Origin of the sequence: Paenibacillus elgii NBRC 100335, from assembly GCF_004000865.1 — a bacterium.
GTDB classification, from domain to species: domain Bacteria; phylum Bacillota; class Bacilli; order Paenibacillales; family NBRC-103111; genus Paenibacillus_G; species Paenibacillus_G elgii.
This window is the reverse complement of sequence record NZ_BIMB01000002.1, coordinates 41,705-57,033: the sequence shown is the minus strand read 5'-3', so window position 1 is coordinate 57,033 and position 15,329 is coordinate 41,705. Positions and strand designations below refer to the sequence as shown.

The 15,329-nt window shown below is 54.1% G+C and carries 12 protein-coding genes; 7 read left to right on the top strand and 5 right to left on the bottom strand.

The features are described from left to right. Window positions 1-36 precede the first annotated feature (36 nt). Both tdh and PEL01S_RS01785 read left to right on the top strand, forming a co-directional pair. Window positions 37-1,137: an L-threonine 3-dehydrogenase gene (gene tdh, locus PEL01S_RS01790; RefSeq protein WP_127459042.1), complete on the top strand. Its 1,101-nt coding sequence runs from the start codon at window positions 37-39 to the stop codon at window positions 1,135-1,137. Then, window positions 1,109-2,287 (top strand): glycine C-acetyltransferase, encoded by a 1,179-nt coding sequence (locus tag PEL01S_RS01785; RefSeq protein WP_127459041.1) that lies wholly within the window; start codon window positions 1,109-1,111, stop codon window positions 2,285-2,287. Before tdh ends, PEL01S_RS01785 begins: the two co-directional genes overlap by 29 nt. A 73-nt stretch (window positions 2,288-2,360) precedes the next feature. Here PEL01S_RS01785 and PEL01S_RS01780 read toward each other — a convergent pair whose 3' ends face one another. Next, the gene (locus PEL01S_RS01780) at window positions 2,361-3,398 is read right to left on the bottom strand and encodes a glycosyl hydrolase family 18 protein (RefSeq protein WP_127459040.1); all 1,038 of its coding nucleotides are present in this window, start codon (window positions 3,396-3,398) and stop codon (window positions 2,361-2,363) included. Between the two features lie 514 nt (window positions 3,399-3,912). Continuing rightward, complete coding sequence (locus PEL01S_RS01775) at window positions 3,913-4,731, bottom strand: alkaline phosphatase family protein (protein ID WP_127459039.1); 819 nt, start codon at window positions 4,729-4,731, stop codon at window positions 3,913-3,915. Between the two features lie 163 nt (window positions 4,732-4,894). On the opposite strand from PEL01S_RS01775, the gene PEL01S_RS01770 reads away from it, so the two are divergent. Beyond that, a complete protein-coding gene (locus tag PEL01S_RS01770) occupies window positions 4,895-5,104 on the top strand; it encodes an SMI1/KNR4 family protein (protein ID WP_127459038.1) in 210 nt (69 codons plus the stop codon). Between the two features lies 1 nt (window position 5,105). After that, on the top strand, window positions 5,106-5,231 hold the full coding sequence (locus tag PEL01S_RS35050; RefSeq protein ID WP_255320055.1) for a hypothetical protein: 126 nt from the start codon (window positions 5,106-5,108) through the stop codon (window positions 5,229-5,231). A 331-nt stretch (window positions 5,232-5,562) separates the two neighbouring features. Here PEL01S_RS35050 and PEL01S_RS01765 read toward each other — a convergent pair whose 3' ends face one another. The 3 genes from PEL01S_RS01765 to pdxR form a co-directional block, all read right to left on the bottom strand. After that, window positions 5,563-6,252 (bottom strand): M24 family metallopeptidase, encoded by a 690-nt coding sequence (locus PEL01S_RS01765; protein WP_127459037.1) that lies wholly within the window; start codon window positions 6,250-6,252, stop codon window positions 5,563-5,565. Continuing rightward, entirely contained in the window at window positions 6,249-7,001 is a 753-nt protein-coding gene (locus PEL01S_RS01760; RefSeq protein ID WP_127459036.1) for an HAD-IIB family hydrolase, read from the bottom strand. The genes PEL01S_RS01765 and PEL01S_RS01760 overlap by 4 nt, the downstream gene beginning before the upstream one ends. A gap of 98 nt (window positions 7,002-7,099) precedes the next feature. Beyond that, window positions 7,100-8,503 carry a MocR-like pyridoxine biosynthesis transcription factor PdxR gene (gene pdxR, locus PEL01S_RS01755; RefSeq protein ID WP_127459035.1) on the bottom strand — a complete coding sequence of 468 codons (1,404 nt, stop codon included), beginning with the start codon at window positions 8,501-8,503 and terminating at the stop codon, window positions 7,100-7,102. A 191-nt stretch (window positions 8,504-8,694) separates the two neighbouring features. Here pdxR and PEL01S_RS01750 point away from each other — a divergent pair, with 191 nt between their 5' ends. The 3 genes from PEL01S_RS01750 to PEL01S_RS01740 all read left to right on the top strand — a co-directional run bounded on the left by PEL01S_RS01750 (window position 8,695) and on the right by PEL01S_RS01740 (window position 15,039). Continuing rightward, window positions 8,695-10,656, top strand: a complete 1,962-nt coding sequence (locus PEL01S_RS01750; protein WP_127459034.1) for an NADPH-dependent 2,4-dienoyl-CoA reductase — start codon at window positions 8,695-8,697, stop codon at window positions 10,654-10,656. An 18-nt stretch (window positions 10,657-10,674) separates the two neighbouring features. Continuing rightward, window positions 10,675-12,330, top strand: coding sequence for an AMP-binding protein (locus tag PEL01S_RS01745; RefSeq protein ID WP_127459033.1), 1,656 nt, complete (start codon window positions 10,675-10,677; stop codon window positions 12,328-12,330). A gap of 396 nt (window positions 12,331-12,726) precedes the next feature. Next, window positions 12,727-15,039, top strand: coding sequence for a M4 family metallopeptidase (locus PEL01S_RS01740; RefSeq protein WP_127459032.1), 2,313 nt, complete (start codon window positions 12,727-12,729; stop codon window positions 15,037-15,039). Window positions 15,040-15,329: the final 290 nt, after the last annotated feature.

The window sequence follows — 15,329 nt, the reverse complement described above, 5'->3', positions numbered from 1 at the left end:
TATTATATTATACAACATCCGGCGGAGGGATGCACGATGGGAACAACGATGATAGGGCTTGTGAAGGAAAAGCGGGCGTTCGGTGCGGTATTGAAGGAGGTACCCGTTCCAGAGTGCGGTCCCGATGAAGTGCTGGTCCGGGTGAAAACGACTTCAATCTGCGGTACAGATTTACATATTTACCAATGGGATGCCTGGGCGGAGCAAACGGTGGTCACGCCTAACGTATTCGGCCATGAATTCGCCGGTGTCGTAGAAGCCGTAGGAAGCCGCGTCACGAACGTGAGGCTCGGGGACCGCATCTCGGCGGAAGGGCATATCGTCTGCGGCGTTTGCAAAGCCTGCCGGACGGGCAACGCGCACGTCTGCCCGAACACGAAAAGCTTCGGCATTACTGCACCGGGCTGCTTCGCCGACTACGCGGTCGTCAAAGCGACCAACGTGATCCACAACGATCCGCAGCTGCCTTTCGAGCTCGCTTGCTTGCAGGACCCGCTGGGCAACGCCGTACAGACGGTGCTTTCCGGCGACATCGTCGGCAAGTCGGTAGCTGTCATCGGCACCGGACCGATCGGCTTGATGGCGGTAGCGGTCGCCAAAGCATGTGGAGCGGGCACCGTGATGGCGGTGGACGTAAACGCTTACCGCTTAGGACTAGCCCGCACGATGGGAGCAGACGTGACGATCAACAGCAAGGAAACGTCCATGGTGCAGGCGATCATGGAGCATACCGGCGGGGAAGGGGCGGAAGTGGTGCTGGAAATGTCCGGCCACCCGGACGCGATCCGCGGCGGATTCGAAGCGGCGGCTCCGGCAGCCCGCGTTTCGCTGCTGGGTATCCCGACCCGGGAGGTTTCGCTTGACCTGTCGCGGCATATTATTTTCAAGGGAATTCGCGTGGAAGGCATCACCGGACGGCGCATGTACCAGACCTGGTACCAGCTCAAGGGCTTGCTTGACCGGACGCGGATCGATCTGAAGCCGCTCATTTCGCACACTTTTACACTGGATCAGTACGAGGAAGCTTTCGCGCTCGCGGCTTCCGGTCAATGCGGCAAAATCGTATTTCATCACGATACGGATACAATCAATAAGGGGGAGCTAGTTCATGGTCAATTGGAACTCACTGCGGGATGAATTGGAGCAAGCGAAGCAGGAAGGGCGGTATCGTCCGCTTACAGTCTGGGAGAGCCGCTCGGGCACTTGGATGACGCTGAACGGCCGCCGGCTACTCCAGATGTCTTCGAACAACTATCTGGGGCTCACCGATCACCCGGACTTGAAGGAAGCGGCCATTCGGGCCATCGAGCAGTATGGCGTTGGAAGCGGATCGGTGCGCACCATTACGGGCACGCTGGACATTCACGACCAGCTGGAGCAGGAACTGGCCCAGTTTAAGGGGACGGAAGCGGCGCTCGTATTCCAATCCGGCTTTACGACGAATCAAGGTGTGCTCTCGTCGATTCTCGGTCCGGACGATGTCGTCATCAGCGACGAGCTGAACCATGCGAGCATCATCGACGGCATCCGGCTGACGAAGGCGCACCGGAAAATATTCGCGCACAAGGACATGGACCAACTGGAAGCCGTGCTCAAGGAAAGCGCAGGCTTTAAAAAGCGCGTCGTCGTGACGGACGGAGTGTTCAGCATGGACGGCGACATTGCCCCGCTGCCGAACATTGTGGAGCTGGCGGAGAAATACGACGCCTTCGTTTACGTCGACGACGCCCATGCGAGTGGCGTGCTCGGCAAGAACGGCAAAGGCTCGACCGACCACTTCGGGCTGCACGGGCGCGTGCACATCCAAGTGGGCACGCTGTCCAAAGCCGTCGGCGCGGTTGGAGGCTACGTCGCGTGCGGGCAGGTATTGAAGGATTATTTGATTCATAAAGCGCGTCCGTTTCTGTTCAGCACGTCGCAGACGCCAGCGGTGGCCGCTACCTGCCTCGCGGCGATTCAAGTGCTCAAGCAAAGCGACGAGCTGATCAAGAAGCTGTGGGCGAACGCCTCGTATTTCCGCTCGAAGGTGCAGGAGCTCGGATTCGATACGGGCGGAAGCGAGACGCCGATTGTCCCGGTCATCGTGGGCGACCCGGCGAAGACGATGCGCTTCTCCGACCTGCTGCTGGAGGAAGGCATCTTCGCACAAGGCATCGTCTATCCGACGGTTGCAATGGACAAAGGCCGGGTGCGGTTTATCGTGACCGCCGGGCATACGCAGGAGGATCTCGATTTTGCATTAAACGCGCTGGAGCGCGCGGGCAAGCAGTTGGGATTGCTGGGATAAAAGGGGAAAAGAGCAAGCGGCCGTCTCTCATAGGGAGAAGCGGCCGCTTGTTGTTACTTGCGATATTGCTATTCTATTTCAGACCTGCCGAGACGGCATCCCAGAATCTTTGATCTTCCATGCCCATAGCGTATACCGATACGCCGGCAAGCCAGTAGGTTTTGGTATATTGCGTCTTTTGCTTGATCGATGCCTCGTCTTCATACCAAACGACATGCTTCGCTCCGCCCGCATCCGTGTAGTTGAAAACCATCGATCCCGTAACGGCATCCCGTATCGGGGTGGCTTTGGTAGAAGCAAGCAGCTGGGGCATATCCTTCCATTCGATTAATCGATTGCTTTTGTTCGTCGGATCGGACAAGTTCCAGTCGTTGCCGTACGCCGGAAGCCCCATAAGCACCTTCTCCGAAGGAACATACGTGATTGCGAAGTGGAGAGCGGCTTCGATCCAAGGATTACTCGCGACCGACCCCGGATCGCTCCATACGCCATGCTCGTCGTAGGTCATCACCTGGATGACGTCGGCCGCTTTGCCCAGCTCCTCAAAATCGAAAGCGCCCGTCCACGAATCCGACGGATCGTCCTCCGACTTCGCAGGTACCGAGACCATGGTCAGGAAGCCGTTCGCCTTCATTTTGCCGGCCACCTCTTGAACGAATTTCGTCATCGCCTCGCGATCCTCGGGCAAAACTGCCTCGAAGTCGATGTTAATCCCTTTGTATTTATTTTTTTTCACCAGATTGAGCATATTTTTGATCAGGTTGCTTTTGGCTGTCGGGTTCGTCAGGACATTGTGCGCGATATTGCTGTCCCAATCGTGATTGCGGTAATTGGATACCAAGGCGTAAGGCAGCACCTTCACCGAATTGGCGTAGTTCACGGCTTGCGTCGGTACCTTGCCGACGATATTTCCGTTGATATCGGTATTAAACGTATCTGTGGAAATTTGATTCATGTAGCTGTGAAACTTGGGAAAAGCTTCGGTAGAATCCTCCGTATAATATCCGAGAATCGTTGGCGCCGCCGCATAGGATTTTGTCACGCTGACGGAGAGCGCGGATGCTAACAAAGCCGTGACGGCAAGAGCCTTCAGTGCCTTTCTGTAATTCATATCATTTTCCTCCTCTAGTGTCGTGCTTGATTTGCTGTTCAGATGTAGGGCGTGCGGGTTTTGCTACAAATTTATAACGCACCACCTCCTGTTAAGGTTAAAGACCAGCTTTTGCTAAGTTGGTTTCCTTTATTATCCAACATTTTAATTCTAAAATATATTTCGACCGCACCCGACGAATAGTTTATATCTTCACGAAAACGACATGTTAAAACATCGAGTGAATATCTATGTTAAAATTTTATAGAGAGAATAGGGCTTTATTCATTAGTGGGTAATGGGGGGAATGGGGCTGCGTGCAACCGGAGATCTATGGGCGGAATGACCTTTGGCGACGAATTTGTCCCGTTGGCGCTTTTCCGTGGAATGGATGTGGATTTCCTTGTGATTGAGGGCCCCGAGGAACGGGCGAACAGCCATGGGGCCCTTCAAAACGACATCTCAACGACATTGAACGAATTGTACGCTGCACAAGAAAGAAATTGAAAGTGCTTACAGAGTTGCCAGGCCCGGATTATTCCGCGAAAATTCCTTCCGGTAGCTTCGTTTCCCATGAGGCGGGAGCTTCGATGCCGAGCGCCCGGACGACGACAGCCGCCGTGTCGGTGATCGTCATCGTGCCCTGAAGCAAAGTGCCGCGCTCGATGCCCGGACCGACGCAGCCCCAGAAGATCGTCTTGTCCATCGGGTGATCGCTGCCGTGGTCCCGTGGGTCGGCTCCGCCGCCGCCATGGTCGGACACGAGGATGAGCAGGCTGTCGTCCAAAAGTCCCGTTTGTTCGAGCGCACCGAGGATAAATCCCGTATGCTCATCCGCTTCTTCGATCGCCCGCAGTTGCTCGGGCGTATTGTACCCGTGCCGATGACCGGCCGAATCCGGCAAATCCAGCTGGACGTACATCAGCTTTAGTTCGGGGTGTTCCCGGATATAAGCGGCTGCGGCCAGCGACAGGTCGCGGTCCTTCATCGATACTTTATGGACGCTGATGGACGGTTCGATAATGCCGTCGTTGATCGGGGACCACGCGCTGAATGCGGCCAACACGGCGTCGGGATAGGCTTCGCGCACGACCCGAAAGATCGACGGATACGGCGAGTCGTCCGGGTATGTGCGGCTGCTTGCGGATTCGTTGGTCAACCCGTGCTTGTCCGCTGCGACGCCATGCAAAAGCGATCCCCAGCATTGAGCGCTGATCGTCGGCATCGCCGTCTGGGCGTGGAAGTCGAACGTTCCCATCCGGACGAGCCGGTCCAAATTCGGCGTATTCGCGGACGTTACGAAATTGCCTGCTCCGTCCCAGCCAATAATAATGACACGAGCGATTGGTTTCATGGATGAGCTCTCCCCTTTCGTTACGTTTATCATAATCCTCGTTAGGGGAAAAAGTCAAACAAATTACAACAAAACGCAACAAAATGCACATTTGAAGAAAAGAGGAACTCCTTTGAACAACAACGCTTCTCTTGCTGCTGCATAGACTTCATTCGTCGGTGCCATGAATCAAAAAGCCGGCCGTTTCGACTGTTATTTAAACGATCCGGTCTTGCCGGAAAATATCGCCAACATCGAGCGCCAAATGGGAATAGAGATGCCTTCGGAGCTGAAGCAGCTGTACATGCTGAATAATGGGCAAAATCACCAGTACGGCGTCGTTTACGCTTTGGATTTTTTGTCGGTCGAGGAGATGTACCGCAGAGTTTATTAACATGCTCGCCGGCCAGGTGGACAACCTGGAAGTGGAAATCGATGAGGAAGACGAGGACGACGTATTCTTTTCGCTCGGCAGTCATGCCATTGATGTGTTTAAAAAATTGGCCCGAGAGAAGCTGTAAATAGAAGGAACATTATATTTCCATAGGAGGAATTTATAGGAATAACGTCGAAGGATGTTTAAAGAAAGGAAAAGCAACGCAATGTTGTAGAAGAAAGGAGGAATGGCTTGGAACCGCATCGCGGTTTGACGTGGGGGGGATCAAAAAAAGTAAACCCCCGTTGGAAGGGGGATAGGGTGTTGAGAAAGAGATTTTTCACTGAAATAGGTGGGGTATCTACTGGAGGAGCGATAGCGTTCGCCTTTGTCTGCGGGAAATATCCGCTGTTAAGCGGATTCTAATGAAAATTTCCTGCAGACAAGAGCGACCGGAAGTAGATACCCCACCCAATCTATTCAACGGTCAAGAGCTGTTCCGTGAAACCGCCGATTTCAAGCTCCCGATCGATAAAATGGATCTCCAAGATCCAATCCCGCGGACGGCCGTTCTGATCCGGGTCTCTCATGGGAATGTTGTTGTCGCGATGAATGTAGTTCTCGACTTCTTCGCCCTGGATCTGCTCGTGAGGGAATTCGCCGATGAGATGTCCCGCGTGCGTGCCTCCGAATTCCCAGCCGTATTTTGCCGCAAGCCCGCTTACAAAAGCAAACAGCTCGCTGCCGGTAATCTGGGGCTGGGATTGGAAGAAGGCTTTCCCTTCCGCCCATGCCAGAGCGATGTCGCTCTGCAGCTTTAATTTGATCGGGTCGTCGCCCAGCACGTAGGTGCGGCCGAAATCGGCTTCCCAGTCTTCGAAGATCGGGCCAAAGTCGAGAAACAAAATATCTCCCTCGGAAACGGTCAAGTCCGGAGGATTTTCCCGGTAAGGGTACAGCGTATTTCTGCCGACCCGTACGATGCGCTTGTGCCAATATTTTTTAATGCCGAACATTTGGAACGCCAGCTCGTAAATTTCACGATTGATTTGCTTTTCGGTTACACCGCTGCGCAGCAGGCCTTTTTCTTCGATCGCTCTGAACAGCTCGGCCGCTTTCGTCTCGGCTTCCCGCAGCGATAAGTGTCGTTGGGTCATATCATTCATGCGCTAAGCTCCTTCAGCTTGGATATAATATTTTGTTCCACCCGGTCGTCCATTGGAATTTGCTCCTTGGCGATACGAAGCAGGGGCGCGAATTCCCCGATGACGACGGAATGGAGAGCCTTTTCGAACAGCGGGAGATCGTTCATATCATTGCCCAGGCAAATAAACGGCTCCAGCTCAAGGCCGGTTTGCTTCAGGCCTCTCATTTTGTTGACGTTGCTCGAAGTAATATCCAGGATGCCTTCCGCCGAATGATAATGAATCGTCACATCCAGCCGGGAAATGAGGTCCGCCAATTCTTCAAACCTGTCGCATGCCAACACGACAATTTTAACGAAAGCTTCGATCCGGGTCGCGTCTACGCGTTCCGCAAGCTTGTTTTGGTCCAGACTCATGAGCAGAGGATGAGGCCGATGCGACTTTAAAGCATAGTTCAGCTTGTCGTCAATCAAATATTCGGCCTGGAATTCATCCAGAATGGCTACGATTTCGCGGGCCAGTTCGGCGGGAATGGCATTCAGATAGAGAGGCTGTCCCCGGAAATGAGCCATCGCTCCGTTCGCTCCGATGAGAAGGTGGTCGTGAAACCGCTCGTCCAGAACGGGCAGCATATCGCGGTAAGGCCGTGCGGAAGCGAAGCCGATAAAATGGCCGGCTTCCTGTAATTCCAGCAAACAATCCAGAATGTTCTTGGAAATGGGCTGCCCTTTAAAGCAAATCGTCCCGTCCATGTCGAAAATAAAGTTCATCTGTCATTCACCTCGCTAGCAGTACTACTACCAATCATAATGAATTTGGGTGACAGCGAAAGGGACAGAATCGCGAAAATCGGTGGGACAAGCCAATTTCAAGCAGGGCCGAACCAAGCTTCGGTCAACCGCCGGATGCCCATACGAATCTCATCGCAGCTCAAGGCTCCATAACCAAGCAGTATGGTAGGATACTCGCTTGTAGGATGAAGCCAGTATCTGGATGTCCCGTAAACCTTGACGCCTTTTTCCAACGCTGACGCAATGAGCTCCGATTCGGATTTCGTTGTTTTCACGGTTAGGATAGCGTGCAGCCCGGTATCTTTTCCCTCGACCTCCACAAAGTACGACTCGTACCGGGATATGGCTTCGAATAGAGCTTCCCGTTTCTCTTCATAGTGCTTCCGCATCTTGAGCAAATGCTTATGCCAATAACCATCGGCTATATAGTGGGCCAAGGTCAACTGATCGAGCCGCGAAACAGGCTGGTCGTATTCCCTTACTTTCAAGCGAAATAAAGGCAGCATCGCCTTGGGAAGCACCAGATAGCTTAGATTGGCGACCGGCAGCAAAGTTTTGGAAAAGCTTCCGATATACATGATCTTTTCGGGGGCCAGACTTTGGATGGACGGCAAATAACGATCGTCATACCTGAACTCCCATTCGTAGTCATCCTCGATGATGTATTTGACTGAACCCGCACCTGCACGTGAACGGACCCACCGAATCAACTGCTGCCGTTTGTCTTGAGACATCGCCAGCTTGTTTCGGAATTGCTGGGAAGGACTCACATACACCACATTCGCCCTGCTCTTCTCAAGCTCTTCGATCGAAATACCGTCTTCGGCCAGCGGAATCGCACGGACTTGAAAGCCATGGTTGATCAACGTATTTCTTGCCCCGTCATAGCCGGGGTTTTCGACGCCGATGACATTCCGGTTCCTGTCCAGAAGCTGACTTAACAGGGATAAGAGCTGCTGAGGTGTAGAGCCGATAATCATCTGCCCGGGCCCGGACACGACGCCTCTGGATTCATACAACAGCCGTGACAGCTCGTTTCTTAACAGGTACTCGCCTTGGGAATTTCCTTCCACTTCATACTTGCTTTGATAATGAGCGATCAGCGTATTGCGCGCTTTGTTCCACGGGTGGAATGGAAAAGCAGACAGCTCGATATTCCCGTATCGAAAATCGATTTGGATCTCTTTGTTCAAAGCGTCGTTTGAAGCCGATCCCGGATCAGGAACGGGCGTTTCGGCTTGATGAACAACCTGATAGCCCTTTTTGGGAATGGTGCGGAGGTAGCCTTCTGAGACGAGAAGCTGATACGCGGTTTCAACCGTATTTTTGCTGACTTTCAGCGTGTGGGCGCAGCTTCGAATGGAGGGGAGAAACGAGCCGTACGGCAGCTGCCCCTGTCGAATTCCATCTTTGAAATAACCATAAATTTGAAAAAACAAAGGCGCCTGATTCGGCAAAAGTTCTAAAGAAAGCTCACGCATCGGAACCCCTCAACTTCAACAAAATCGTATGAATTGATGCTGTTTCATTATAAATAGACATAAATAAATCTAATTATACGCAGGTTGTATCCGGGATGTAAACCGACCTTGAAAGCGGATGTTATAAATGGCAAGTCCTGCATATAAATGATCAATATAGCAGGTCCTGTGAAACGAAAGGGAGAGAGACAATGAAGCTGGATCATCTGTTTCAACCGATACGTTTGGGCCGTTTGGAGCTTCCCAACCGTGTTCTTATGGGTTCTATGCATACCGGGCTGGAGGGGGAAGAGGCTGGCAGTCAAGCCTTGATTGATTTCTATAAGGAAAGGGCCGGTCAGGATGGTCCCGGACTGATCGTGACGGGGGGCATTTCCGTGTCGCCTGAAGGGGACGGCGGCCATAACTTCATGGGATTTTACAGCGATGAGCATTGCAAGCATATGGAAAATCTGACGGCTCAAGTGCATGCGGCCGGAGGGCGGATCGGGGCCCAATTGTTTCACGCGGGGCGGTACGCCTACTCGGATCTGACGGGCATCCTCGCCGTAGCGCCTTCCGCCATCCGTTCGCCGATCCATCGTCACACGCCGAGGGAGCTTACCAACGAGGAAATCGAGGAACTGATCGCCCGTTATGCGGTCAGCGCGAAGAAGGCGGCGGACCTCGGGTTCGATGCCGTCGAGATTATGGGGTCGGAAGGGTATTTGATCAATCAATTCCTATCCCCGGCGACCAATAAGCGCACCGATGCATGGGGCGGCTCGTTCGAGCATCGGACAAGATTTGCGCTGCGCATCGTTCAAGCCGTCCGCGAAGCGGTCGGACCCGGCTATCCGGTTATTTTCCGGCTATCCGGCGCCGATCTGATCCCGGACAGCACGACCGAGGAAGAAACGCTGCAATTCGCCGGCATGGTGGCCGACGCCGGAGCGGATGCGATTAACGTAGGAATCGGCTGGCACGAATCCCAGGTGCCGACGATCTCCATGATGGTGCCCCGGGCCGGATATATTCATATCGCGGAAACGATCAAACGGGCGGTGAACATTCCGGTAATCGGCAGCAACCGGATTAACGATCCCCGGCTGGCCGATGAGCTGCTGCAGCGCGGAGCCTGCGATCTGGTATCGATGGCGCGTCCGTTCCTGGCGGACCCCGACCTGCTGCGCAAAGCCCGCGACGGGCAGTTCGACCGGATCAACACCTGTATTGCTTGCAATCAGGCATGTCTCGATCAAGTATTTGACGGCCTGCCTGCCTCATGTCTGGTCAATCCGAGGGTGGGCCGGGAATCGAAGTGGAAGCCTTTCAGGGTGCAACGTTCCCGCCACATCGCGGTCATCGGTGGTGGGGCTGCAGGGATGGAAGCGGCACGGGCATTGGCCGAGATTGGCGAGCGCGTCGTGCTGTACGAAAAGGAAGACCGGCTGGGCGGACAGTTGAATCTGGCGAAGCGGATTCCCGGCAAGCAGGAATTTGCCGAAACGCTGCGCTATTATCAGCATGAGTTGCGCCGCTTGGGCGTAGAGATTCGCTTAAACCATAGTCCGACGCCGGAGGAAATCGCCGCTCTTGCTCCGGACCTGGTCGTACTGGCCAGCGGCATCAAGCCGCGAATCCCCGAGCTGGCGGGCACCTCGCTCCCTCACGTATTTACGTATCAGCAAGTGCTCCGGGGAGAGGCGGAGGTTGGTAAGCGGGTCGTGATCATCGGAGCGGGAGGGATCGGCTGCGATCTGGCGCATTATTTATCCGAGCAGGCGGAGCGCGAGATTTATCTGCTTCGCAGAAAAGGCAAGCCCGGCGAAACGCTCGGCAAAACGACCCGTTGGGCGCTCCTCTCGCATCTGCGGCAGAAGAAGGTTCAATTTGTGACCGATTTAAGCTACGAGCGCATTGACGAAGACGGAGTTGTCATACAACTGCAGACGGAGAGCGGTTCGGAAACGAAAAAAATTCCCGCCGACACCGTCATCCTTGCCGCCGGACAACTATCCGAAGCATGGGATGACCAGCTTGTGCAGCGGGCCGGCATTCCTGTCGTCACAATCGGCGGGGCCCGATTCCCGGGAGAGCTGGATGCCAAGCGAGCCATCTATGAAGGCGCGTGCGTTGCTTACGAGGAAGGCAGGCTTGCGAAGACCGAATAACGATATGGAGGGGTAAGCATGGAAAAAGCATGGTACAAGGTGTGGCCCAAAGATGTTCCGCAGCATTTCATCTTTGAAGACAAGGTCCTGGAAAACTATGTGGAGGAACATGCGCGAACGAATCCCGACGATACGGCGGTTTACTTCTATGGCAAGATCATCACGTACGGCGAGCTGGCGGACATGTACTTGCAGCTCGCCGCTCAGTTGCATGCAAGAGGCGTGGGCAAGGGCGACACGGTCGCCCTCTATATGGAGAACAGCCCGCAGTTTATCATCGCCTTTCTGGCCGTGCAGCGTCTGGGAGCAATAGCCGTGCCTATGAATCCGATGTTCAAACGGGCGGAGCTGAGCCATCTGCTAGGAGATGCGGGGCCCAAGGCCATCTTCATCCAGGAAAATTTGCTGGCGCATTTGTGTCCGATTTTGCCGGAGTTTCCCGGGCTGCGGATCATTTCGACGGCGCTGACGGATTTTGCCCCGGATCATCCGGAATTTCCGATGTCGTTCGCTCCAATGGAAAGAACGATAAGCAGGCTGCCGGGAGAGGAGCGTATTCTGGAGCTGATCCATTACGACGATCCGATTCCTCCCGCCAATGCGTGCCTGGACGATACCGCTGTGCTGCAATACACTTCGGGAACGACAGGCATGCCCAAAGGCGCGGAGCTGACGCACCGCAATATTGTGGCTAACGCGTTCTCGTTCAGGGACGGAGTGAGAACGAAGCCGCGCGATCGCCACCTGTCGGCAATGCCTTTGTTTCATGTTATCGGGCTGGTCAACTGCATGGGATCGCCACTCTGCAACGGGGGAGCGATTATGCTGTTCCACCGCTTTGTGCCGGACGTTATTTTGGAAGCGATTCACAAACTGCAAATCCAGCATTGGGTAAGCACGGCTACGATGAATATCGCGGTCATAAACCACCCGAACGCGGCGAATTACGATCTGTCTTCCCTGTCGGGCTGCCTGTCGGGGGGCGCTCCGGTGCCGAGGCCAATCTTTGAGCGGTTCTACGAAGTCACCCGCACCCGGCTGCTGGAAGGCTATGGTCTGAGCGAGACAACGGCCCAGATTACGATGAACTTTTTTGAAAACGCGAGGGTAGGCTCAGCGGGCATCCCGCTGATGGATGCGGACGTTCGCGTCGTTGCCATAGACGATCCGAACGTGGAGGTTCCGCCCGGACAGCAGGGGGAGCTGGCCTTCAAAGGACCGATGGTTATGAAGGGCTATTGGAAAAATCCGGAGGCTACGGCGGCCGCGTTTGTCGACGGATGGTTTTTAAGCGGGGATTTAGGACACGTGGATGAGGACGGCTACGTCCATATTTCCGGGCGTAAAAAAGAACTGATCAAATCGTCGGGCTTCTCCGTCTTCCCTAACGAGGTGGAGAGCATCATGCACAAGCATACCGCGATTAAAGAAGTGTGCGTCGTTGGCGTAGCCCACGATTACCGGGGCGAGGAAGTGAAAGCGTATGTCGTGCTCAAGGAAGAAGCCATCGGGAATGTGACGGAGCAGGACATCGTCGAGTGGGCCAAAGAGCATATGGCCGTATACAAATATCCGCGGAAAGTCGAGTTTTTGAACGAGCTGCCCAAGACCGGATCGGGCAAGTTGCTGCGCAGGGCACTGTACGAACGGGCGAATCAGATTCAAAAGACGTAGACGGATGGATAGAGCGGTTTTGTAGTATGCTGCAGAGGTCTTTTTGTTTATAAGACCGTGCCGGGGCAGGCTGCCATGGAGACCTCTGCGACAGACTTAACTTTATAAAAAATTGACCAAAGGATAATTGACACCAATGAAAGATTACAGTATTCTAAGAAAAAGGAAAGCGGTTTCAAAATAGGCTAACGCGTGCAGACACCCAGGGGTGAGCCCGTTTTCGCTATGGTGAACAGCTATCCTTTTTTTGTTGTTTTCTGGTGCGGACATCTTGTTGTACTCACATAGAAGCTTTTGTCTGCCATAAAACCATGTAAGGAGGGATGAGTACTTATAGATTGACCGATTGCAGGCTTGGCTGGAAGTAAAATCGAACGATGGGAGATGAGTTTGTTTATGAAAAAAATGTTTACCGTCATTGCCCTGGGGGCCATGATGACGACGGCTGCCTTGCCGGCGGGGGCAGCATCGAACGTGCCGAACGTTTCCGAAGACGGACTTGTGCAAACGGCCGCACCGCGATTTATCGGGGAAACGTGGAGCGCCCCGCAGGGAATGTCGAACGAGGACAAGGTTTGGGGATATTTGGAGTCCAAGAAGAGCGTTCTCGGACTGGCCGGGGATACGAAGCAAAGCATCCGAATTACGCAGCAGGTGACCGATGCCGAGACCGGAACGCGACACGTTCGGCTGAAGCAGTATATCCAGGGAATTCCCGTATTCGGCGCGGATCAAACGCTGCATTTTGACAAGCAGGGCAATGTTACCTCGTACATCGGAAGCACTGTTCCGGATTCGGGACAGCAATCCTTGGTCCCTCTGACGCCCAAAATTAGCGCAGAGAAGGCGATTGCGATCGCCAATCAAGATACCGAGAAGCGGATCGGCAAGCTGGGCAGCCAGCAGAGGGAGCAAACGGCGGAGCTGAATATTTACCCGTACAACGGGCAAAACCTTCTCGTTTACGTTACCGAAGTCAACGTGCTGGAGCCTTCCCCGCAGCGCGTGCGTTATTTCATTAACGCGGACAACGGAAATATCGTCAACAAGTTCAGCATGCTCGATCATGCTACCGGTACGGGCGTGGGTGTGCTTGGCGATACAAAGACCTTTACGACTACGGCAAGCGGGTCGCAGTACTTGCTTCAGGACAACACGCGCGGAAAAGGCATTATTACGTATTCTGCGAATTATAGCCAGTCGCTCCCGGGCACGCTGCTGACGGATTCGGACAACGTATGGACCGACCCGGCAGCGGTTGACGCGCATGCTTACGCCGAAGTCGTCTACGACTACTACAAAAACAAATTTGGCCGGGATAGTCTGGACGGCAACGGGCTCGCGATCAAATCCAGCGTTCACTACGGCCGGAACTATAACAACGCGTTCTGGAACGGCGTACAGATCGCCTACGGCGATGGGGACGGCAACTTATTCCGCACCTTCTCCGGGGATCTGGACGTCATCGGCCACGAATTGACGCATGGCGTGACCGAGCATTCGGCCGGGCTGATTTACCAAGGCGAATCCGGCGCGCTCAACGAGTCGATATCGGATATTTTCGGCAATGCGATTCAAGGGAAAAACTGGCTGATCGGTGACGACATCTACACGCCGAATATACCGGGCGACGCTTTGCGGTCGATGGAAAATCCGGAGCTGTACAATCAGCCGGACCATTACAGCAAGCTGTACCGGGGCTCTGACGATAACGGAGGTGTGCATACGAACAGCGGCATTAATAACAAAGCGTTTTATTTGCTGGCGCAAGGCGGCACGCATTACGGGGTGACGGTCAACGGAATCGGTCGCAGCGATGCGGAAAAAATTATGTATAAAACGCTTACATTATACTTGACGCCATCCTCCAATTTTGCGGCGATCCGCGCGGCGGCGATTCAAGCGGCTACCGACCTGTTCGGGGCGAACTCCACGCAGGTCAACTCCGTAAAAGCCGCTTACGGCGCTGTAGGCGTAGGTAGCCCCCCGGCCCAAGATACGCAGCCGCCGACGGCGCCGACCGGCCTGACTTCGACGAGCAAAACGCAATCGAGCGTAACCCTGTCGTGGAACGCTTCCACGGACAACGTAGGCGTGACGGGCTATGATGTGTATAACGGCTCTGCGCTGGCCGTATCCGTGACAGGAACGACGGCGACAGTGAGCGGATTGGCGGCTGGAACGGCCTACACGTTCACGGTCAAAGCGAAGGATGCGGCAGGCAACGTATCGACCGCAAGCAGCTCGGTCACGGTGACGACGTCCACGTCCACCGACCCGGATACGCAGCCGCCGACCGCGCCGACCGGCCTGACTTCGACCGGCAAAACCTCGACGAGCGTATCCTTGTCATGGAATGCCTCTACGGACAATATCGGCGTTACCGGGTACGATGTGTACAATGGCTCTGCCTTAGCCGCATCGGTTGCAGGAACAACGGCCACGGTGAGCGGACTGACGGCCGGAACGGCCTACACCTTCACGGTTAAAGCGAAAGATGCCGCGGGCAACGTATCGGCTGCAAGCAATTCGGTGACGGTTACGACAGATACGGCATCGACGGTGCAGCCATGGGCGCCATACGTAGCGTATAACGTCAATGATCTCGTATCCTATGGGGGCAAAACGTATAAAGCGCTTCAAGCCCATACTTCGCTGCCAGGATGGGAGCCGGCGCTCGTGCCGGCGCTGTGGAGCTTGGTGGATTAAGCGTCCGGAGTTGAGTGATAAGGGGCCGCACCTGTTAGCAGGTGCGGTCTTTTTTTGGTAATAGGGCAGAGTAAATGGTATGTCGAGTCCCTGGCTCTTTGAAGTCAGAGACTTTTTGTATATTTAAATTTATGTAATTAAATAAAGACAGCTTATACTCGCCGGGACCGGATATACAATCCCTTATTAATTTGGTAATATAATACTTGGAATTAATACCATTTACCGTAAGGTTTTATTAAACTATTCAATCTAGTAGTCATAGGTTGGTTGAAGATTTTATTAACAGC